We start from the raw sequence: 18,903 nt of genomic DNA, 5'->3' as shown, positions 1-18,903 counted from the left end.
GTGATGGTTTCAGGACTCTATGTGATTCACAGGGGGCTCTCCAGTCAAAACCGGCACATGACGTAATTCATGCGCTTCTTTGGGTGAAAGCGCGGGAAGGGTGTGACCTGCCTTGCACCAGATGATGGGTCGCCCATTACCCGACGCTCCGCGCACGGTCACCGGACGGTTACCATTCGCACTCACTCTGAGGAAGCAATCGGCCAGTCCACGCGAACTTGGGAGGTCCGGTGCGCCGCATCGGAATCGTCGTCGGAGCCGCTTCACTTCTCGTCACCGCCGGCGCCGGAGTCTCGGTCGGGGCGCCCGCCCCCGACGCCACGGGGTTCCGCACCGCCGAACCCGTCGCCGTCCAACACCCCGTCTTCGAGCGCCCGCTGATCGCCGTCGCCCACCGCGGCGCGTCGGGGCACGCACCGGAGAACACCCTCGCCGCCATCGACCGCGCCCACGAACTGGGCGCCGTGACCGTCGAGGTCGACGTCCAGCTGACCGCGGACGGCGAACCCGTGATCCTGCACGACACGACCCTGGAGCGGACCACCGACGTCGAGGACGTCTTCCCCGACCGCGCGCCCTACCGGGTCGCGGACTTCACCATGGAGGAGATCCGCGGGCTCGACGCCGGGTCCTGGTACGACGCCGAGTTCGCGGGCGAGCCCGTCCCCACGCTGGGCGAGGCGCTCGACCGCATGGAGGAGCACGGCCTCAACCTCCTGCTCGAACTCAAGGAGCCCGCGCTCTACCCCGGTCTGGAGCGCGCGGTCGCCGACGAGCTGGCCGCCCGCCGCGGCCACTGGTTCCGGCGCACGCCGCCCTGGCGTCCCCGCCGCCTGGTCGTCCAGAGCTTCGACTGGGGGTCCGTCCGCGAGTCCAAGGACCTGCTGCCCTCGGTGCCGCACGGTCTGCTGGGCGTGGTCCCCGAGGACCGGATCGCCGAGTACGACTGGGCCCACATGATCAACCCCAACCACCGGCGCATCGACGCCGACTACGTGGAGCGCGTCCACGACGCCGGATTGGAGATCATGCCGTACACGATCAACGACCGCGCCGTCATGGACGCCACGCTGGAGCTGGGCGTCGACGGCTTCATCACCGACTTCCCGGAGGTCGGCCGCGAGGCCATCGACGAATACGAGCGCCGCGAGCGCCGCGAGCGCCGCGAGCGCACGACGATCACGCCGCCCGGGTTCCCGATCGTCACCGGAGGCTGACACCCGCCCGTCCGCGCGCGCGGACGCCGGTGGGAGGATCGGACCGACCGACACCCGGCCCCGCCCCGGTCACGGCCCCCTGGGTCGCGTTCCGGGGCGGGGCCCAGCGCGCAGGAGGCGTGGACCGACCGTGACCGACCGGCTCGACATTCCCCGTGAGCACATCGACTGGCGGACCAAGGGGCTGTGGTGGACGGGCGACCCCGTCACCCTGGAGGAGTTCGCCGCCCGGCGGTTCGACCTCTTCACCGGACCGTTCACCTGGCCGCTCATGGTCCTGCGCTCCTCCGCGCTGGACCGCAACATCGCCGCGCTCGCCGCGTTCTCCGAGCGGCACGGCCTCCCGCTGGCCCCGCACGGCAAGACGTCCATGGCGCCGGCGCTGATCCAGCGCCAGCTGGACGCGGGCGCCTGGGGCATCACCGCCGCCACCGCCAACCAGGTCCTGGACTACCGCCGGTTCGGGGTCCGCCGGATCATCCTCGCCAACGAACTCCTCGACCGGCGGGTGCTGCGCTGGGTCGCCGACGAACTCGACCGCGACCCCGACTTCGACCTCCTGTTCTACGCCGACTCCGCCGAGGGCGTGACCGCCGCCGCGGAGGCCCTCGCCGACCGCCCGACCGGTCGCCCCCTGCGCGTGCTGGTCGAGCGCGGCGTCCCCGGCGGACGCACCGGCTGCCGGACCCGCGAGGACCTGCTCGCCGTGGCCCGCGCCGTCGCCGCCGCCCCCGGCCTGGACCTCGCCGGTGTGGCGGGCTACGAGGGGCCCCTGGGGGACGACGCCGACGCCGTGCGCGCGTTCCTGCGCGACCTGAGCGGCGACGCGGCCGCCCTCGCCGCCGAGCACGGCCTGGAGCGGCCGGTGCTGACGGTGGGCGGCAGCGCGTGGTTCGACCTGGTCGCCGAGGAGATCGGCGGCCGCGAGGACGTCCTGCCGATCCTGCGCAGCGGCGCCTACGTCGCCCACGACGACGGCCTCTACCGGCGCACCACCCCCTACCGCCGCCTCCCCGAGGGCCCCGACTCCCTGGAGGGCGCGCTGGAGCTGTGGGCGCAGGTCGTCTCCGCACCGGAGGAGGGACGGGCCATCGCCGCCCTGGGCCGCCGCGAGGCCAACCACGACCAGGGCTTCCCGGTCCCCCGTGCGCTGCGGCGCGCCGACGGCACGACCGTGCGGGCCACGGGCGTCGAGGTCACCGGCCTCAACGACCACCACGCCTACCTGCGGGTCCCGCCCGAGCTGGACGTGCGACCGGGCGACCTGGTCTCCTTCGGGATCTCCCACCCGTGCACGGCCTTCGACCGCTGGCAGGTGATCCCCGTCGTGGACGACCGGGACACGGTCGTGGACGTCGTCGCCACCTACTTCTGACCGTCGCGCCTCACCAGCCCCGGACGCCGGGCCGCGTCTGCCACGGGCGCGGCCCCTCCAACGGCCGGTACTCCACCCCGGCCGCCTCCAGCCGCTCCAGGTGCCGCCGCAGCCGCGGCTCGAACTCGGCGTAGTCGCGCTCCCCGGACGACCACACCTGCTCGGCGAAGGCGCTCGCGCGCGGGAACACCATGTAGTCCAGCCCGCGGGGCGTGTCGATGTGCTCGGTCCACACGTTGACCTGGGCGCCCAGCACGTGGCGCGCCTCGTCCTCGGTGAGCCCCTCGGGCACGGGCTCGGCCGTGTAGACGTCCTCGGCGCGCAGCAGCGTGCCCACCGGGACCGGTTCGTCGGGGGAGTCCGACTGCTTGTAGTCGAGGTAGGACGTGGCGGTCGGGGCCATGACCACGTCGTGCCCGGCGCGGGCCGCGGCCACGCCGCCCTCCTGGCCGCGCCAGGACATCACCGTCGCGCCCGGGGCGAGCCCCCCTTCCAGGATCTCGTCCCACCCGACCAGCCTGCGCCCCCGCCGGGTCAGGTGCTCGTCGAGCCGCCGGATGAACCAGCTCTGGAGCTCGTCCTCGTCGGCCAGCCCCTCCTCGCGGATCCGGCGCTGGGCGGACTCGCTCCCCTTCCACTGCGTCTTGGGGCACTCGTCGCCGCCCACGTGCACGTAGGTGCTGGGGAAGAGTTCCAGCAGCTCGTCGAACACGTTCTCGTAGAACTCCAGCACGCCGTCGGTGACGCCCAGGACCTCGTCGAAGATCCCCCACCGGGTCCCGACCGGGATCGCCCCGCTCTCGCCCAGCTCGGGGTAGGCGTGGATGGCGGCCTGGGAGTGTCCGGGGACGTCGATCTCCGGGACGACCGTGATGTGGCGGGCCGCCGCGTGGGCGACGATCTCGCGGATGTCGTCCTGGGTGTAGAACCCGCCGTGGGGACGCCCGTCGAACACCGGCGGCTCGCCCGCCCCGACCTGGCTCTCGGTACGCCAGGACCCGGCCTCGGTCAGCCTCGGGTACCGCCGGATCTCGATCCGCCACCCCTGGTCGTCGGTCAGGTGCAGGTGGAGGACGTTGAGCTTGTGCATGGCCAGCAGGTCGACGAACCTCAGGACCTCGCGCTTGGGCACGAAGTGCCGCGCCACGTCCAGCATCACGCCGCGCCACCGGAACCGCGGCGCGTCGGTGACGCGCACGGCGGGCAGGGTCCACGCGACCCCGTCCAGCGGTGCGGCGCGGTAGGCCTCGGCGGGCAGCAGCTGGCGCAGGGTCTGGGCGCCGTAGAACACCCCGGCCGCGTCGTGGCCGACGACGATGGCGCCCTCCTCGTCCACGATCAACCGGTAGCCCTCCGGGCCGAGCCCCGCTCCCGGGTCCACGCTGAGTCGGATCCGCGCGTCGTCCTCGTCTCCGGCCTGCAGGGGGAGGCCAGTGGACGCGCCGAGTTCACGCTGGAGCCACGCGCGTGTTCCCCGGGCCTCGGGGTCGGCGGACACCCTGGTGGCCGTGGTGAGTGTGAATCCGCCGGAGTCACCCGGGTCCGCCTGGTCGGGACGGGGGACGAGTGGCCGGTCGTCGAGGCGGGGGGAGGAAGTGTCAGGCACGGGCAGGTGCTCCTATCCGGTCTAGACCAATACCGGACATCCTGCCATGAGCGGGCCTCGGGACGCACCCCGGTCCGACGGAGCGACGACGCGGCGCGCCCGGTTCGCGGCCGTGTCCTGGACACCCGATACGCAGTCTTGACCGGTCCGATCCCTTAGGGCTCCCCGTCGCGCGGCACAGGTAGGAACAGGTGCCCCGACCTGGCTCGGAGCGTCGGTGGCGGGCGCGGGAGGTGATGCGGGACCCCTGATCCGGGGTGGGGCGAGCACCACCGCCGGACGGGGGCTGTCGGTATCGCCAACGCCGGCCGCCCGTCCGTAGCGTGAGAGCCACATCCGGAGCCGGCGAAGGGACGGGACCGAGTGTCAGGGGATGCGGCGATGCGGTCACGGCACGGAGCCTCGGCGTCAGCCACCCGGCGGTGGTGGTGATGGTGTGGTCCGTCCTCATCGCCGTGGCGGGGGCCTTCACCCTGGCACTCGGCTCGGCGCTCCAGGAGCGCGACGCCGTCCGGGCACCGGGGGAGAAGGTCGCCAGGGCCGGGTTCCTCCTCCACCTGCTGCGCCAGCCCCGGTGGCTGGTCGGCAGCGGTGCGGCGATCCTCGGCGCCTCCCTGCACCTCGTGGCGCTCAGCGGCGCCCCGCTCACCATCATCCAGCCGATCGGGGTCACCGGCCTGCTCTTCGCCATCGTCCTGTCGGCCCTGTTCAACCACCAGAGGGTCAGTGCCTGGCAGGTCACCGCCGGGGTGGCCGTCATGGTCGGCCTGGTCGGCCTCCTGTGGCTGTTCCCGCACGGCACCGAGACGCCCGTCATGCGGGTGGGGACGGCGCTGGCGCTGGCGGGCGCCACCCTCGGTCTCGGCCTGGCCGTGTACCTCACCGCGCACTGGACGCCCAGCGGTGCGCGTGCCCTGCTCCTGGCCCTGGCGGGCGGAGCGGCCATGGGCACCACGTCCGGGTTGGCCCGCGTGATCGCCGCCAACACCGTCGACGACTGGACGAACCTGTTCGGCTGGCTGACCCCGCTCGCCGTGCTCACGGCGGTCTTCGGCGCCCTGCTCATGCAGAACGCCTACCGGACCGGCCACTTCGCGGCGGCCTACGCGACGCTCCTCATCACCGACCCCGTCGTCGGCGTGGGGATCGGCGCCTTCCTGCTGGGGGAGGGGGTCCCCGAGACCACCGCCGCCCAGGCCGCGGCCGCGGCCTTCGCCGCCCTGGCGATCGCCGGAACCATCGCCCTGGCCCGGACCCGGCACCGCAACCCCGAGGCCCGGGAGGCCGGGGGCCCGGCGCCGTCCGACGCCCGTACCCGTACCCGTTGAAGGAGATCCCATGGCCAAGACCGACCGTGTGCTGCGCGTGCTCATCGCCACGGACACGTACCCGCCCGACGTCAACGGCGCCGGGTACTTCACCCACCGGTTGGCCGAGGGGCTGGCGGGGCGCGGACACCGCGTCCACGTGATCTGCCCCTCCGACCACGGGGACCCGTACGTGACCGTCAACGGCGGAGTGACCGAGCACCGGCTGCGGTCGTCCCCCATCCCGCTCCAGGAGTCGATGCGCATGGCGGTCCCGCTGGGCATCGGCGGGCACACGGCGCGGCTCGTGGCGCGCCTGGATCCGGACGTCGTCCACGTGCAGAGCCACTTCCCGGTCAGCCGGACCGCGCTCCGCAGGGGCCGCGCGGCGGGTGTGCCGGTGGTGCTCACCAACCACTTCATGCCGGACAACCTGTACGCCCACGCCCACCTGCCGCAGGGTGTGCACACGGTGGCCGGTTCGATCGCCTGGCGCGACATGGTGCGCGTGGCGTCCGCCGCCGACCACGTGACCACGCCGACGCCGCGGGCGGCCCGGCTGCTGCGGGAGAAGGGCTTCGCCCGGGCGGTGGAGGCCATCTCCTGCGGGATCGACCTGGAGCGCTTCCACCCCCGTGACGAGGACAGGGCGGCCGCGCGCGCCCGGTTCGGCCTGCCCGACCGCGACACGGTCGTCTTCGTGGGGCGGCTCGACGTGGAGAAGCGCGTCGACGACACCGTCCGCGCCCTGGCGCGCGTGGTGCCGGAGCGCGACGCGCAGTTGGTCCTGGCGGGCACCGGCCAGCGTGAGCTGGAGCTGCGCGCGCTCGCGGCCGAACTCGGGATCGCCGACCGCGTGCGTTTCCTCGGTTTCGTCCCGGACGAGGACCTGCCGCTGGTCTACGCCACCGGGGACGTCTTCGCGATCGCCGGCGTGGCCGAGCTCCAGAGCATCGCGACGCTGGAGGCGATGTCCAGCGGGCTGCCGGTCCTGGCGGCCGACGCGATGGCCCTGCCGCACCTGGTCGAGGAGGGCCGCAACGGGTTCCTCTTCCCTCCGGGCGACGTGGACGTGCTGGCCGACCGTCTGCGGACGGTCCTGGGGCCCGACGGCCGACGCCGTGCGATGGGTGGGGCGAGCCGGGAGATGGCGCTGCGGCACGACCACCGCCGGTCCCTGGAGCGTTTCGAGTCCGTCTACGCGAGCCTCGGCGCGACCGCGCCCACGCCGGTGCGCGTGGAGCGGGTGGTGGCCGCCTGATCCGCGGACGTCAACGGTTGATGTCCGTTATGTCACTTTCCGCATTCTTTGCGCGGTGGCTCGTGAACTCGGGTCTCATCAGGAAATACCTGACGATGTGTGGTTCGAGGGCATCAGCGGACGAGTCGGGGTCGGCCGACTCGTTCGCGTCGGCAACGCGACGGAGGGCCTCACCGATCGGCTGATCAGGGCTGAACGGGAGGCCCACACCCACGAGCGCGACATGTCCGAGTTCGAGCGAGAACGCATCGACCTGGAGCACCGGGTGGTGCGGATGGAGGCCGAACTCGAAGCCCTGCGCAGGAGGAGACTCGAGGCCTACGCGCGCTGGTGGCACGCCCGGGACGACCGCGACCGCGCCCTCCACGTCTGCCGGAGGCTGCGGCGGCGCATCAGTCGGACGCGCCGCCGGCGGTGGGGCGGCTGACCGTGCTCCGCCCCGCACGGGGGCGGGGCCCGCACGCACGTTCCGTGCCCGGGGTCACGCGTCCCGCGCGGACTCGCGAACGGTCGGGCCCGTCCGTGACAGGTGCTCCCCGACCTCGGCCGCCGCGTCCCGCAGCGCCGCCAGAGTGACCTGTACGGCCGGGCGCCGCAGCGTCGCCGGACGCAGGACCGCGTACACGTGCCGCACGGGCGCCGAGTCGGGCAGGCGCCGGTAGACCAGACCGGCCGGGGCCCCCACCATGGCCAGCGCGGGGACGGCCGCGATGCCGACGCCACGGGAGACCAGGCTCAGGATGGTCCCCAGCCCCTCGAACTCCCAGGCCGCGCCCGGCAGGCCGCCCACCTCCGCCAGCAGCCGGTCCGTGCCGTACCGCGACCGCTCCCCCGCGGGGGCCACGATCCACGACTCGCCGAGCAGGCGCTCCAGCTCCAGGGGTTCGTCCGGATCCGTCAACCGGTGGCCCTCGGGCACCGCCAGCACCAGCGGGTCGCGCAGCAGGTGGACGTGGCGCAGTCCGCTCTCCGGCCCGCGTCCGGGGTGCTGTCCGGTCCAGTCGTCGACCAGGGCGACGTCCACCTCGCGTGAGCGCACCTTCTGCGTGCCCGTGGACTGCGTCGTCTGCCGCAGCACCAGCTGCATGTTCTCGTGCGCGCGCAGGGCGGGGGCGAGCAGCGGGGCGAAGGCCACGGCCGCCGTCGGGAACGCCGTCACGGTCACCACGCCGATCGCGACGTCGGCCTGCTCGGCCAGGACCGCCTCGGTGGCCTCCACCAGGGCCAGGATCTCCTCGGCCTGGGTGACCAGGAGCCGTCCGGCGTCGGTCAGCTCGGCGCCCCGGGCCGAACGGTCGAGGAGCGCCACCCCCGTCTCCCGTTCGAGGGTCGCCAGTTGCTGTGACACGGCCGAGGGCGTGTAGCCCAGCGCGGTGGCCGTGGCCGCGATCGTGCCGCGTGCGCTGAACTCGCGGAGGAGCTGGAGCCGTCGAAGATCGAGCATAAGCTCAGCTTACGCTCACCATCGAAAAGACTCGCTTGTGCTGATGGAAGTACGCAGGCATGCTGGACAGTGACAGACCGTGACCCCATGGTGCGGTCAAGCGCCAGAACATGAGCCGGAGATGAGTCATCGATGACCGTCACTGTGTCCGCGACCCTCGCCGTCAACGAAGCCCTCGCCGAGAAGCGACGCCAGGGCCTGAGCGTCCTGCCGCTCGGCTTCGGTGAGGCCGGGCTCCCGGTTCACCCGGTGATGAGGGACCAACTCTCCGCCGGCAACGGCGCCAACGCCTACGGACCGGTCGCCGGGACCGCCGCCCTGCGCGAGGCGGCCGCCGGGTACTGGGCGCGGCGCGGGCTCGCGACCGACCCCGGCCTGGTCATCGCCGGCCCCGGCAGCAAGCCCCTGCTGTACAGCCTCCTGCTGGAGATCGGCGGGGACACGGCCATCGCGGCGCCCAGCTGGGTGAGCTACGCGGCACAGAGCCGCCTGGTCGGCCAGCGGCCGCTCATGGTCCCGACGGCCACGGGCGAGGGCGGTGTGCCCCAGCCCGACCTGCTGCACGCCGCCGTCACCGGAGCGCGGGAACAGGGCCGCACCGTCAACGCCGTCATCGTCACCCTGCCGGACAACCCCACCGGCACCGTGGCCGGGCCGGACACGGTACGCCGCCTGGCCGAGGTGGCCCGCGAACTCGACCTCGTCGTCATCTCCGACGAGATCTACCGCGACCTCGTCCACCCCGCCGCGTCCGGCGAGGCGCCGACCGAGGTGCGCAGCCCGGCCGAGTTCGCGCCCGAGCGCACCGTCGTCTCCACCGGGCTCAGCAAGAACCTGGCCCTGGGCGGCTGGCGGATCGGCGTCCTGCGCCTGCCCGACTCCGAGATCGGGCACCGCCTGCGCGGCGGACTGCTCGGCCTGGCCAGCGAGATCTGGTCGAGCCCCTCCGCGCCCGTCCAGGCGGCCGCCGCGCACGCCTTCACCGAGCCCGCCGAACTCGTCGACCACATCGACCGCAGCCGCCGCCTGCACGGCCTCGTCGCCCGCGCCGTCACGGACACGTTCGTCCGCGCGGGAGCCGCGGTCGCCGCCCCGCGAGCGGCGTTCTACCTCTACCCGGACTTCGAACCGCACCGCGAACGGCTGGCCGCCGCGCACGGCGTGACCACCGGGCCGGAGCTGACCGGTCTGCTCCTGGACCGGTACGGCATGGGGGTCCTGCCCGCCGTCGAGTTCGGCGAGGGGACCGAGGCCCTGCGGATGCGGGTCGCCACCAGCCTGCTCTACGGCGACACCGAGGAGCGCCGCTACGCCGCGCTCGCCGCCACGGACCCGCTGGCCCTGCCCTGGATCCGTGCGCACCTCGACCGCCTGGAGGAGGTGCTCGGGTCGCTGCTCGACAGCGAGCCGGCCCCGACGGTGTCCGAACGCCAGGACGGCGCCGAGCCCCTGTACTGCTGAGGATCCGGACCGTGCCCGTCACGTGAAGGGGGCGAGACGGCCGTGTCCCGCCGGCCTCCCCCGGACGAGTTCCGGGGGAGGCCCGCTTCTGGGTCCTCCCGCCCTCCCGGCGACGCCCGCCGGGCCCGGGCGGCGCGCCTCAGGCGGAGCCCGGAAAGGTGCGCGACAGGGGACCGTGCCGGAGCCCCCGTGCGTCGGCGGCGGGGCGGGCCTCGGCCTGGCGGGCCAGCTCCTGGCTCGGCGTGATCACCGACCGGTAGTGCTCGACCAACTGGGCGCCCACCGCCTCCCAGGTGCGGTGCGCCACCGACGGGCGCGCCGCGGCCGCCATCCGTTCCCGCACCTGGCGGTTGTGCGCCAGGCGCCCCACCGCCACCCGCAGCTCGCGCACGGAGTCGGGGTCGTACAGCAGGCCGTTGTGCTCGGGGAGGACCAGGTCCACGGGGCCCCCGGAGTTCGGGGCCACCGCCGGCACCCCCGACGCGAGCGCCTCCTGGACCGCCTGGCAGAAGGTCTCGTCGGCGCCCGTGTGCACGAACACGTCCATCGACGCGTACAGGCGCGAGAGGTCGTCCCCGGTCCGCTGCCCGGTGAAGACCGCGTCGGGCAGGCGGCGGCGCAGGCGGGCGCGCTCGGGGCCGTCCCCCACGACCACGAGCCTGACCCCGCGCAGCTTCGCCGCGTGGGTCAACAGATCGACCCGCTTGTCCTTGGCCAGGCGCCCGACGTAGCCGACGATGGTCTCGCCCCCGGGCGCCAGCCGGCGACGCAGCTCCTCGTCGCGGTGCTCGGGGGAGAAGCGCGCGGTGTCCACCCCGCGCTGCCACAGGTCCAGTCGCGGGAACCCGTGGTCGGCCAGGGACTCCATGGTGGCCGTGGACGGCACCAGGGTGCGGTCGACGGCCGAGTGCACCCGGCGCAGCAGCGGCCACACCGCCTCGCCGCCGGGCAGCCCGTACCGTCCGGCGAACCCGGCCAGGTCGGTCTGGAACACGGCCACGGTCGGCAGCGCCCACCGGCGGGCGGCCTCGACGGCCGCGAGACCGAGCAGGGCGGGCGAGGCCAGATGCACGACGTCGGGGGCGAAGGCGCGGATGGCGGCGGTCATCGTGCGCCGGGCGGGCAGCCCGACGGCGAAGTCCCGGTAGAAGGGCAGGGGCAGTGAGGGCAGGCGGACGACGGGGAAGCCCGCGTAGGAGTTCGGCCCGTGGCCCGGGGCCAGGATGACGGCCTGGTGGCCCTCGGCGGCGAGGAGGTCGGCGACGCGGCACACGGAGTTGGTCACGCCGTTGACCTGTGGGAGGAAGGACTCGGTCACGATCGCCACACGCAACGGCCGAGCGGGTCGCTCCGCCGGAGTCAGTCCGTTCAGGGCATCGGTCGGGGACATTCGCAAGGCTCCCAACACAGGGGGGATGTCTGGTTCCGACGCTAGGTTCGGGGGGTGAACCGAGATCGGGCCCCCGGGGAACCGAAGCCGAAGGTCAGGGGTGGTTTCGCCGAGCACGCGGTGACGCGGGTCGTGCGACCGCGTGGCCAACCGGTGGCCCGACGATGGATAGGATCGCCTTCCGTAGCCGCAGTACAACCCTAGGGAGTCGTTCGGTGACCCTCGTGGAATGGGCGGAGCTGGTCCGCGCCGAGCTGGACCTGACCGGGGACGGACCCGTCGAGAAGGCGGACGTCGACCGCGTCCTCGACCTGGCCAGGGACGCCGCCCACTCCGTGGCGCGCCCCGCGGCGCCGCTCACCACGTACCTGCTCGGCATCGCGGTGGGACGGGGAGCGGATCCCGACGCCGCCGCGGCGGCCCTCAGCAGACTCGCTCTGGCGCAGGCCGACGGCGCCGCGGACGCCTGATGACGCCGATCCCGTGTCGCCGCAACGGTTGCGACGGTCGACCGTGACGCGATCGTGACGAACCGCTGCAAACCTGACACCACCTCTCCGGGTGTCCCGGCCTGGTGGGCACCGTTCACTCGGGAAGGCCGCCCCGCCGACCGCGGGCACACGACCATCCCCCGGTACCTGATCGTGAATAGGGAGATCCCCGCATGGATCACATCCTCGACATGGCCGCGCAGGTCAGCAGCATCATCTGGGGGCCGTACGTCCTCATCCCGTTGCTGCTCGGCGTCGGCGTCTTCCTGACCGTCCGGTTGCGGCTGCTCCAGCTCCTCCGGCTGCCCCACGCCCTGTGGCTGGCCTTCGTCCGCCGTAAGGAGGACGCGTCCGTCGAGGGCGACATCTCCCACTACCAGGCCCTGAGCACCGCGCTGGCCGCCACCGTCGGTGTCGGCAACATCGCGGGCGCCGCGCTCGCCATCGGACTGGGCGGCCCCGGCGCGCTGTTCTGGATGTGGATCGTCGGCTTCTTCGGCATGGCGACCAAGTACAGCGAGGCGCTGCTCGGCGTCATGTTCCGCCGCACCGACGCCAAGGGCGAGCAGAGCGGCGGCCCGATGTACTACCTCAAGTACGGTCTGCCGGGCGGGCTCGGCACCACGCTGGGCGTGGCCTTCGCGGTGTTCGGCGCCGTCGCGGCCTTCGGCATCGGCAACGGCACCCAGGCCAACGCCGTCTCGCAGCAGATCACCAACATCACGCCGCTCGAACCGTGGATGGTGGGCCTGCTCCTGATGGTGCTCGCGGGCGCCGTCATCCTCGGCGGCATCAGGAGCATCGGCCGCGTGGCCTCCGCCCTCGTCCCGCTGATGATCATCGCCTACATCGGCATCGCCCTGCTCATCCTCATCGTGAACTGGGCGAGCATCGGCCCGGCGCTCGCGCTCGTGGTGACCGACGCGTTCACGGGGACCGCCCCGGCCGGCGGATTCGCCGGAGCGGGCGTCATGATGGCCATCCAGCTGGGATTCGCCCGCGGCATCTTCTCCAACGAGTCGGGCCTGGGCACCGGCGCCATCGCCGCGGCGGCCGCCAAGACCCGGCAGCCGGTCCGCCAGGCGATGGTCTCCATGACCCAGACGTTCATCGACACGATCATCGTCGTCACGATGACGTGCCTGGTCATCATCACGACCGGGGTCTGGCAGGGCGAGAACAGCGGCGACGGCTCGCTGCTGACCACCGACGCCATGACCACGGGGCTCGGCATGATCAGCCCGGGGCTGGCCCCGGTGGGCAGCTACGTCGTGGCGATCGCCGTCGCGGTGTTCGCCTTCACCACGCTGCTCGGCTGGGCGTACTACGGCGAGCGGTGCGTGGAGTTCCTCGGCGGACGCCGCCTCGTCCTCCCGTACCGACTGGTGTTCATCGCGGTCATCTACGTCGGGTCGGTCGCCGCGCTGGACTCGGTGTGGCTGTTCAGCGACATCGCCAACGGCCTCATGGCGCTGCCCAACCTCATCGGTCTGCTGCTGCTGTCGCCGGTCGTGGTGGCGGAGACCCGGAAGTTCTTCTCCCACCCGGACTGGAAGAACCCGGACGCCCTCATGGAGGACGTCAGCAAGTAGCGCTCACCCCGCTGGGGTGGACGTGACGAGGGGGACCGCGCCGGGCGCGGTCCCCCTGCGTGTGTGCCCGTCAGCGGCGACGGGCCGTTACCGCCACTGGTGGCCGGGCCGCTACCACCACTGGTGGAAGTGGTGCACCGGGCCCTGGCCGCCGCCCGCGTCGATCTCGTCGGCGCGCCGGATCGCCTCGGTCAGGTACGCCTTGGCGTCCGCGACCGCGCTGGCCGTGTCGGGGCGCTGCGGCAGGAGCGCGGCGATCGAGGAGGAGAGCGTGCAGCCCGTGCCGTGCGTGTTGCGGGTGGCCACCCGGGGGGCCCGGAACTCGACCGGCTCGGCGTCCCGGGAGACGAGGACGTCGACGCTCTCGTCCCCGGCCAGGTGGCCGCCCTTGAGCAGGACCCGGCGCGGACCCAGGTCCAGCAGGCGTTCGGCCTGGGCGCGCATCGTCGCCAGGTCGGCGGCCTCCGCCTCGCCCAGCAGGTCGGCGGCCTCGGGCAGGTTCGGCGTGACCAGGTCCGCGCGCGGCAGCAGGAGCGTGCGCAGGGCCTTGACCGCGGAGGTCTCCAGCAGCCGGTCACCGCTCTTGGCGACCATCACCGGGTCCACCACCACGTTCGGCAGCTCGTGGCGGGTGATGGCGTCCGCGACCGCCTCGGTGATCTCCGCGGTGGCGAGCATCCCCACCTTGACCGCGTGGATCGTGGCGTCGTCGAACAGCGTGTCCATCTGCTGGACCACGAACTCCACCGGGACCCCGTGGACGCCCGTCACCCCGCGGGTGGACTGCGCGGTCAACGCGGCGATCACGGTCATCCCGAACGTGCCGTGCGCGGAGAACGCCTTGAGGTCCGCCTGGATCCCGGCGCCCCCGCTGGGGTCGCTTCCGGCGATGGACACGATGTTGTACGCGCTCATGGGCGTCCCTTCGCTAGTACGAACCAGGGCGTGTGCCGCGGACACATACCCTGCTGCGCGACGGGCGGCATCCACGACACACGCCCTGGAGCAGGTTCGACGGGTCTGTTCTCAGCCGGGGACATCCCCCGGCACCCCGCGCCGTCGGGGCGGCGTCGCCCCTGACGTGGATCCGTGTACCCCGACCCTAGTGGACCGGGGTGGAGTGGTGCTCGTGGGCGGTCCCGGTCTGCGCCTTCTTACGCTTCTCGTAGACGATGGCGGCCAGCACGACGAGGAAGCCGACCACCATGAGGGTCACCGTCAGCGGGACCTCGGTGGGGGGCAGGATCTCGCGGTCCTCGGTCTGCCACGGCCACAGGGCGCGCAGCGACCCCGCCATGAGGCCGGTCAGGACGACGAGGGTGATGTGGTGGTAGTTCTCCAGGAGGAACTGGAGGAGCTTGACGAACAGGGACAGGCCGGTGACCGCCCCCAGCGCGAAGGCCCCGATGTAGAGGAGGTCGAGGTTCTCCAGCGCGTCCTTGGTGGGCACGTACAGGCCGACCGTGACCAGGATGAACGAACCCGACACCCCCGGCAGGACGAGGGCGCAGATGGCCACGGCGGCGACGAGGAAGACGACCGCGGGGTGGGCGGGCAGGTTCGCTCCGGGCAGTCCGGTCAGTGAGAAGGCCACGGCCGCGAAGACCAGGGCGACCAGGTAGTGCCAGGCCCGCCACGGCTTGCCGGACCCGGAGTAGGGCACCCACAGGCAGGCGAGCACCAGCCCGAAGAAGACCGCGTAGGCGTACTGCGTGTGCTCCTCGACCAGCGGTGCGATGAGGAGCAGGGCCAGCACGAGGGCGCAGGCCATGCCGATGAGCGCCGGGACCAGCACGCTCCAGTCCACGAGGCGGAACTGCTCCTGGGCGCGTTCCCTGCCGCGGCCGCGCGGGACGTCGGTGACGTAGCGCTTGATGCCGCTGACCATGTGGCCGGCGCCGCCGATCAGCTTGTCGTAGAGGCCGACGATGAGCGCGACCGTGCCGCCGCTGATCCCGGGCAGGGCCTCCGAGGTGCCCACGGCCCCGCCGCGCACGGCGTTGAAGATGAAGGAGCCTACTGACTTGGCCATATGGGTTGTGGGGCGCGTGCCCGGATGCTCCGGGAGGGGGCGCGCCGTCCTCCGTTCTGGTGCTGTCACCGTACCCACCCTCGACCGGGTGGAGGTGGCGTGAAGGGACTGTCTCGCGGGGTCCTGGACCCGACCGGCGCCCGGTACGGCGTGCCGGTCCCCAGGAGGGTTCGCCGGGTGGTCCGGAACCGGGGACGGGGGGACTCGGGCTGTCCGGGCGTGGTCAGTCTAGCGGCGCGGGTGGCGGTCCGGACCGCCTGTGACAGGCCTGAAACGGGGTTTCGGCTGGGTATGACGGCTTTGACTCAGAGGCCGAAATGAGGTGTGTCCGACCACGGGGTGTGGACGTCCGCGCCGGGAGGGCGCCGACCCTCCCTCCGCGCCCCGCGGACCGGTCAGAGCATCGCGTGTTCGGAGGCGCCGGTGTCCTTCCCCGCGCCGCTTCGCGCGACCGAGGCCGCCCATCGGTAGTCCTGCTTGCCGACCGCCGTCCGCCGCACACTGTCCACGACGTGCACGCTGCGCGGCACCTTGAATCCGGCCAGCCGTCCCCGGCAGTGCGCGCGCAGTTCGGCCACGCCCAGCTCGGCGTCCGCGGCCAGGGACACCAGGGCGGTCACCCGCTGGCCGAGCCGCTCGTCCGGGGCGGGCACGACGATCGCGTCCTCGACCAGGGGATGCGCCTTGAGCACCGCCTCGACCTCCTCGGGGTAGACCTTCTCCCCGGCGGTGTTGATGACGACGCTGCCCCTGCCCAGGAGCATCACCGACCCGTCCCGCGCGCGGGTCCCGTAGTCGCCGGACAGGGCCCAGCGCCGTCCGTCGGGGTCGATGGGGAAGGTCCGCGCGGTGGCGATCGGGTCGTTGTAGTACCCGAGCGGGATGCGTCCGGTCCTCGCGATGCGCCCGACCCGCCGTGAGCCCGGGCTCAGCGGACGCAGGGCGTCGTCCAGCACGGCGATGCTGCCGCCCATGGTGAAGCTGCGGCCGTCGCCGGTCCCCTCGGAGTCGGCCTCCTCGGGCGGGGTCGCCGAACCGCACACACCGGTCTCCGACCCCCCGTAGGCGTCGGCCAGGGCGACGTCCTCGCGCCAGGCCCGCCAGAGGGCGCGCACGGACGGGGTGAGCGGGGTGCCGCCGGAGCGCACCGAGGTCAGCTCGGGGCACATCCCCGGTTCGGTGAGCAGGTGCCGGGCGAGCGGGCGGGCCATCGCGTCCCCGACCAGCTGCACCACGTGGACGCCCTCGCGGTGCGCCAGTTCCACCACGCGGTCGGGGTGGAAGCTGCGGTCGGTGGAGAGCACCACGCGCTTGCCGCACAGCATCATGCTCAGCGCGTTCCACTGCCCGGCGGCGTGCATCAGCGGCCCCAGCACCAGCATGCGCTGGGGGAAGCACCGCCGGGCGCGCTCCGCGACGTCCTCGGGGGTGCGGGCGCGGGGTTCGTCCGGGGCCCGGCGTTCCAGGGCGGCGCGGAAGATGTCCGCCTGCCGCCACAGCACACCCTTCGGGTAGCCGGTGGTGCCGCCCGTGTAGAGGAGGTAGTGGTCGTCCCCCGATGTCGGGGGCAGGGTGGCGGCGTCGGCGGACGCGGCGGCCAGCGCCCGCTCGTAGTCGGTTCCGTCGAGGTCGGCGTCGCGCACGCCGCCGTCCTCGATCAGCAGCACGTGGCGCAGGCGGGGCAGGTCGGGGCGGACCGCGGTGACCTTGGCGGCCAGGGAGTCCTCCGCGATGAGCGCGACCGCGTGGGAGTCCGACAGCACGTGCCGCAGCTCGCCCGCGACGTACCGGTAGTTCACGTTCACCGGGACCGCGCCCGCGCGCAGCACCCCGATGAAGGACTCCATCCACTCGGCCCGGTTGAACGCCAGGATCGCCACGTGTTCCCCGGGCCGCACGCCCGTCTCCACCAGGTGGGTGGCCAGGCGCAGGGAGCGGTCGAGCAGGGTCCGGTAGGTGAGGCGGCGGGGGCCCGCGACGAGCGCGACGCGGTCGGGTACCGCCTCGGTCACGGCGGTGAGGAGGCGGGGGAGGGAGAAGGGGGCGTCGGGGGACGCTGGGGTGGGCACGCCGGACCTCCCTGGAACGGATCTCGGGCCGACCTCGGCCGGACGTCCACGCGACGCCCCGACCGCCGCGGCGGGATGGCTGATGAGCCGACCGTACCCCGCGGGGAGGAGGTCGATCGCGGTCGGGGCTGTGGAGCGCGTCACCTGGGAACTCGGCTCAGGTCACGTCGCGTGTCGAGGCCCCCGCTCAGTGGGCTCGGCGCGCGGCGCGGGTCCGGGTTTCGGGCCTGGGGCCGGCACTGTGATCTGCCTTACCTCTTGTGTGCTCACCGGATGATCTGCTCAACTCTTGGGGACCTCCGCCTCAGGGCTCTACCGGGCCTGATGGTGGGTATCTACTGTCTGACATCGGTCAATGGTGATCGGAGCGGCTAGATGAGCGACACCCGCAACATGGGGCAGCAGGACTCCGCCGGAAACCCCGGCGGACAGGCACTCTCCAGTGAGGAGCACATCGCGCTCGCGCGGGCACGGTCCGCGCACAACTACTCACCCCTTCCCGTCGTGATCGCCGAGGGGCGCGGAGCATGGGTGACCGACGTGGAGGGACGCCGGTACCTGGACTGTCTGGCCGGATACTCGGCCATGAACTTCGGCCACCACAATCCCGACCTGCTCGCCGCGGCGCACCGGCAGCTGGACCGGGTGACCCTGACCAGCCGGGCCTTCTACAACGACCAGTTCGGCCCCTGGGTGAGCGCCCTGGCCGACATGGTCGGCAAGGAGAAGGTCCTGCCGATGAACACCGGCGCCGAGGCGGTGGAGACCGGCATCAAGGTCGCCCGCAAGTGGGCCTACGAGGTCAAGGGCGTCGCCGAGAACCAGGCCACCATCGTCGTGGCGGGCGCCAACTTCCACGGGCGCACCACCACCGTCATCTCCTTCTCCTCCGACCCCGAGGCGAGGACGGGCTTCGGACCGTACACGCCGGGCTTCCGGTCGGTGCCGTACGGGGACGCGAAGGCGATCGAGGAGGCGATCGACGAGACCACCGCGGCCGTGCTCATCGAGCCGGTGCAGGGCGAGGCGGGTGTGATCGTCCCCCCGCAGGACTACCTGCCGCGCGTCCGCGAGATCTGCGACCGCAACCGCGTGCTGTTCATCGCCGACGAGGTCCAGGCGGGTCTGGGCCGGACCGGTACCATCCGGGCGTGCGAGCACAGCGGAGTGGTGCCGGACGCCTACCTGTTCGGCAAGGCGCTGGGCGGCGGAATCCTGCCGGTCTCGGCCATGGTCGCCGACGAGGACGTGCTCGGCGTCATCCAGCCGGGCCAGCACGGCAGCACGTTCGGGGGCAATCCGCTCGCCGGGGCGGTGGGCAGCACCGTCGTCAGGATGCTGACCGAGGGGCCGTACCTGGAGAACGCGCGCCGACTGGGTGAGGTGCTCAGCCGCCGCCTGAAGGAGTTCGTGGGCGACGGAGTGGTCTCGGCGCGCAGCATCGGGCTGTGGGCGGGGATCGACGTCGACCCGGCTCTGGGCACGGGCAAGGAGCTGTGCCAGCGGCTGGCCGAGCACGGCGTCCTGGTCAAGGACACCCACGGCTCCACGGTGCGGATGTCGCCTCCGTTGGTGATCACCGAGGAGGACCTCAACTGGGGTCTGGACCGGTTCGGTGAGGTGCTCGCCGAGCTCAGGGCGCGCGCGTGACGGAGCGC

General features: G+C 72.9%; 15 protein-coding genes. 9 read left to right on the top strand and 6 right to left on the bottom strand.

Features of this window, described 5'->3' with window-relative positions; genetic code table 11:
- The first annotated feature begins 230 nt into the window (after positions 1 to 230).
- Together AB0I72_RS06600 and AB0I72_RS06595 are read left to right on the top strand one after the other, a co-directional pair.
- Complete coding sequence (locus tag AB0I72_RS06600; protein WP_358563697.1) at positions 231 to 1,217, top strand: glycerophosphodiester phosphodiesterase family protein; 987 nt, start codon at positions 231 to 233, stop codon at positions 1,215 to 1,217.
- 130 nt (positions 1,218 to 1,347) lie between these two features.
- Entirely contained in the window at positions 1,348 to 2,592 is a 1,245-nt protein-coding gene (locus AB0I72_RS06595) for an alanine racemase (RefSeq protein WP_358563695.1), read from the top strand.
- A 10-nt stretch (positions 2,593 to 2,602) separates the two neighbouring features.
- Here AB0I72_RS06595 and AB0I72_RS06590 read toward each other — a convergent pair whose 3' ends face one another.
- The gene (locus AB0I72_RS06590; RefSeq protein WP_358563693.1) at positions 2,603 to 4,198 is read right to left on the bottom strand and encodes a beta-N-acetylhexosaminidase; all 1,596 of its coding nucleotides are present in this window, start codon (positions 4,196 to 4,198) and stop codon (positions 2,603 to 2,605) included.
- Positions 4,199 to 4,629: 431 nt separating this feature from the next.
- Between AB0I72_RS06590 and AB0I72_RS06585 the strand changes: the two genes are divergently transcribed.
- The 3 genes from AB0I72_RS06585 (at position 4,630) to AB0I72_RS06575 (ending at position 7,193) form a co-directional block, all read left to right on the top strand.
- Complete coding sequence (locus tag AB0I72_RS06585; RefSeq protein ID WP_358563691.1) at positions 4,630 to 5,526, top strand: DMT family transporter; 897 nt, start codon at positions 4,630 to 4,632, stop codon at positions 5,524 to 5,526.
- A gap of 10 nt (positions 5,527 to 5,536) precedes the next feature.
- Positions 5,537 to 6,766: a glycosyltransferase gene (locus tag AB0I72_RS06580; RefSeq protein ID WP_358563689.1), complete on the top strand. Its 1,230-nt coding sequence runs from the start codon at positions 5,537 to 5,539 to the stop codon at positions 6,764 to 6,766.
- Between the two features lie 97 nt (positions 6,767 to 6,863).
- Entirely contained in the window at positions 6,864 to 7,193 is a 330-nt protein-coding gene (locus AB0I72_RS06575) for a hypothetical protein (RefSeq protein ID WP_358563687.1), read from the top strand.
- Positions 7,194 to 7,247: 54 nt separating this feature from the next.
- On the opposite strand, the gene AB0I72_RS06570 is transcribed toward AB0I72_RS06575, so the two are convergent.
- Positions 7,248 to 8,210 carry a LysR family transcriptional regulator gene (locus AB0I72_RS06570; protein WP_358563685.1) on the bottom strand — a complete coding sequence of 321 codons (963 nt, stop codon included), beginning with the start codon at positions 8,208 to 8,210 and terminating at the stop codon, positions 7,248 to 7,250.
- Positions 8,211 to 8,342: 132 nt separating this feature from the next.
- Here AB0I72_RS06570 and AB0I72_RS06565 point away from each other — a divergent pair, with 132 nt between their 5' ends.
- Complete coding sequence (locus AB0I72_RS06565) at positions 8,343 to 9,671, top strand: pyridoxal phosphate-dependent aminotransferase (protein WP_358563683.1); 1,329 nt, start codon at positions 8,343 to 8,345, stop codon at positions 9,669 to 9,671.
- Positions 9,672 to 9,810: 139 nt separating this feature from the next.
- On the opposite strand, the gene AB0I72_RS06560 is transcribed toward AB0I72_RS06565, so the two are convergent.
- A complete protein-coding gene (locus AB0I72_RS06560; protein ID WP_358563681.1) occupies positions 9,811 to 11,061 on the bottom strand; it encodes a glycosyltransferase family 1 protein in 1,251 nt (416 codons plus the stop codon).
- A gap of 215 nt (positions 11,062 to 11,276) precedes the next feature.
- Between AB0I72_RS06560 and AB0I72_RS06555 the strand changes: the two genes are divergently transcribed.
- Together AB0I72_RS06555 and AB0I72_RS06550 are read left to right on the top strand one after the other, a co-directional pair.
- Complete coding sequence (locus AB0I72_RS06555; protein WP_358563679.1) at positions 11,277 to 11,531, top strand: DUF6457 domain-containing protein; 255 nt, start codon at positions 11,277 to 11,279, stop codon at positions 11,529 to 11,531.
- A gap of 194 nt (positions 11,532 to 11,725) precedes the next feature.
- Entirely contained in the window at positions 11,726 to 13,144 is a 1,419-nt protein-coding gene (locus AB0I72_RS06550) for an amino acid carrier protein (RefSeq protein ID WP_358563677.1), read from the top strand.
- 111 nt (positions 13,145 to 13,255) lie between these two features.
- Here AB0I72_RS06550 and thiD read toward each other — a convergent pair whose 3' ends face one another.
- From thiD to AB0I72_RS06535, 3 genes are all read right to left on the bottom strand, one after another.
- Positions 13,256 to 14,059, bottom strand: a complete 804-nt coding sequence (gene thiD / locus AB0I72_RS06545; RefSeq protein WP_358563675.1) for a bifunctional hydroxymethylpyrimidine kinase/phosphomethylpyrimidine kinase — start codon at positions 14,057 to 14,059, stop codon at positions 13,256 to 13,258.
- A 187-nt stretch (positions 14,060 to 14,246) separates the two neighbouring features.
- Positions 14,247 to 15,176 carry a DUF368 domain-containing protein gene (locus AB0I72_RS06540; protein WP_358563673.1) on the bottom strand — a complete coding sequence of 310 codons (930 nt, stop codon included), beginning with the start codon at positions 15,174 to 15,176 and terminating at the stop codon, positions 14,247 to 14,249.
- Between the two features lie 395 nt (positions 15,177 to 15,571).
- Entirely contained in the window at positions 15,572 to 17,245 is a 1,674-nt protein-coding gene (locus AB0I72_RS06535) for an acyl-CoA synthetase (protein ID WP_358563671.1), read from the bottom strand.
- Between the two features lie 375 nt (positions 17,246 to 17,620).
- Here AB0I72_RS06535 and rocD point away from each other — a divergent pair, with 375 nt between their 5' ends.
- Positions 17,621 to 18,895, top strand: coding sequence for an ornithine--oxo-acid transaminase (gene rocD, locus AB0I72_RS06530; protein WP_358563669.1), 1,275 nt, complete (start codon positions 17,621 to 17,623; stop codon positions 18,893 to 18,895).
- Positions 18,896 to 18,903: the final 8 nt, after the last annotated feature.

Origin of the sequence: Nocardiopsis sp. NPDC049922 (genome assembly GCF_040660275.1) — a bacterium.
Lineage (GTDB): Bacteria > Actinomycetota > Actinomycetes > Streptosporangiales > Streptosporangiaceae > Nocardiopsis.
The sequence above is the reverse complement of the archived record's forward strand: the minus strand, read 5'-3'. Positions and strand labels throughout refer to the sequence as shown.

Coding starts and splice junctions, on each gene's coding strand:
- AB0I72_RS06585 (WP_358563691.1), top strand. CDS start 4,630: ATGGTGTGGTCCGTCCTCATCGCCGTGGCGGGGGCCTTCACCCTGGCA.
- AB0I72_RS06580 (WP_358563689.1), top strand. CDS start 5,537: ATGGCCAAGACCGACCGTGTGCTGCGCGTGCTCATCGCCACGGACACG.
- AB0I72_RS06570 (WP_358563685.1), bottom strand. CDS start 8,210: ATGCTCGATCTTCGACGGCTCCAGCTCCTCCGCGAGTTCAGCGCACGC.
- AB0I72_RS06565 (WP_358563683.1), top strand. CDS start 8,343: ATGACCGTCACTGTGTCCGCGACCCTCGCCGTCAACGAAGCCCTCGCC.
- AB0I72_RS06560 (WP_358563681.1), bottom strand. CDS start 11,061: ATGTCCCCGACCGATGCCCTGAACGGACTGACTCCGGCGGAGCGACCC.
- AB0I72_RS06550 (WP_358563677.1), top strand. CDS start 11,726: ATGGATCACATCCTCGACATGGCCGCGCAGGTCAGCAGCATCATCTGG.
- thiD (WP_358563675.1), bottom strand. CDS start 14,059: ATGAGCGCGTACAACATCGTGTCCATCGCCGGAAGCGACCCCAGCGGG.
- AB0I72_RS06540 (WP_358563673.1), bottom strand. CDS start 15,176: ATGGCCAAGTCAGTAGGCTCCTTCATCTTCAACGCCGTGCGCGGCGGG.
- rocD (WP_358563669.1), top strand. CDS start 17,621: ATGAGCGACACCCGCAACATGGGGCAGCAGGACTCCGCCGGAAACCCC.